General features: G+C 49.2%; 1 rRNA gene (only partly in view). It reads left to right on the plus strand.

The window, feature by feature from the left end:
- Positions 1 to 113: 113 nt before the first annotated feature.
- Positions 114 to 1,670 (plus strand): 23S ribosomal RNA (locus tag DXA13_RS20430) (its annotated part continues 1,401 nt past the right edge of the window); the annotation flags it as partial.

Here is a 1,670-nt window from a genome sequence, read left to right on the forward strand (position 1 = left end):
GTAAAAGGCATGTCAAAAGAAACAATAACAAACGAACCAAAACGCCAGGGGATATAACGCTATATATCCTTAGGAACTGATTCCACCCGTAAAAAGGGGATCAGGGCCAAACTGGTTAAGCTAATAAGAGCGCAGGGTGGATGCCTTGGCACTAAGAGCCGATGAAAGACGTGATAAGCTGCGAAAAGCTTCGGGGAGGAGCAAATATCCTTAGATCCGGAGATATCTGAATGGGGAAACCTAACTGAGAAGCCCTCAGTTGTCGTATGGTGAATACATAGCCATACGTCGGGAACCCGGTGAACTGAAACATCTAAGTAGCCGGAGGAAAAGAAAGAAAACTCGATTTCCAAAGTAGCGGCGAGCGAAATGGAAAGAGCCTAAACCGGAATGCGTGCATTCCGGGGTAATGGACCGCAATAAGTGACGCAATTCATTAATGGAACTGTCTGGGAAGTCAGGCCACAGAGGGTGAAAGCCCCGTACATGAAAATGATAGCGAGCGAGCGGGATCCGAAGTACTGCGAGACACGTGGAACCTTGCAGGAAGTCGGGGGGACCACCCCCCAAGGCTAAATACTCCTTAGTGACCGATAGCGCATAGTACTGTGAAGGAAAGGTGAAAAGGACCCCGGGAGGGGAGTGAAAGAGAACCTGAAACCCTGTGTTTACAAGCTGTGGAACCACGTTAAGGTGGAACCGCGTACTTTTTGTAGAACGGTCCGGCGAGTTATTCTTACTGGCAAGGTTAAGCACTCAAGGTGTGGAGCCGAAGGGAAACCAAGTCTGAATAGGGCGAAGTAGTCAGTGGGAATAGACCCGAAACCGGGTGATCTATCCATGTCCAGGTTGAAGTCTCCGTAAAAGGAGATGGAGGACCGAACGCACATCCGTTGAAAAGGGTGGCGATGAGGTGTGGATAGGGGAGAAATTCCAATCGAACCCGGAGATAGCTGGTTCTCCTCGAAATAGCTTTAGGGCTAGCCTCGGTTTAGTCTCATGGAGGTAGAGCACTGAATTCTTAAGGGGGCGTCAAAGCTTACCAAGAGATATCAAACTCCGAATGCCATAGAGATGATGACCGGGAGTCAGACTGCACGAGATAAGTTGGGTAGTCAAAAGGGAAAGAGCCCAGACCTACAGCTAAGGTCCCAAAGTGTGTGTTAAGTGGAAAAGGATGTGGGATTTCAGAGACAACTAGGATGTTGGCTTAGAAGCAGCCACACATTCAAAGAGTGCGTAATAGCTCACTAGTCGAGAGGTCCTGCGCCGAAAATGTCCGGGGCTAAAACACAACACCGAAGCTTAGGAATGTATGTAAATACATTGGTAGAGGAGCATTCTTAAAGGAGCGAAGCAGTACCGTAAGGAGCTGTGGACTTTTAAGAAGAGAGAATGCCGGAATGAGTAGCGAGATGAAGGTGAGAATCCTTCAGGCCGAATATCTAAGGTTTCCAGAGTAAAGCTGATCTGCTCTGGGTAAGTCGGGGCCTAAGGCGAGGTCGAAAGACGTAGTCGATGGACAACAGGTTGAAATTCCTGTACCGCAAGATATCAGAACTGTGGGGACGCAGAGGGATAAGATGACCCGGGAATGAAAAGACCGGGGCAAGCGAGGTAGGAGTATGTCAGGAAAAACCGGCATGCAATCCGAAGACGTGACGCGGAGC

This window comes from Clostridium sp. AM58-1XD (assembly GCF_003464085.1).
Classification (GTDB): domain Bacteria; phylum Bacillota; class Clostridia; order Lachnospirales; family Lachnospiraceae; genus Lachnoclostridium_A.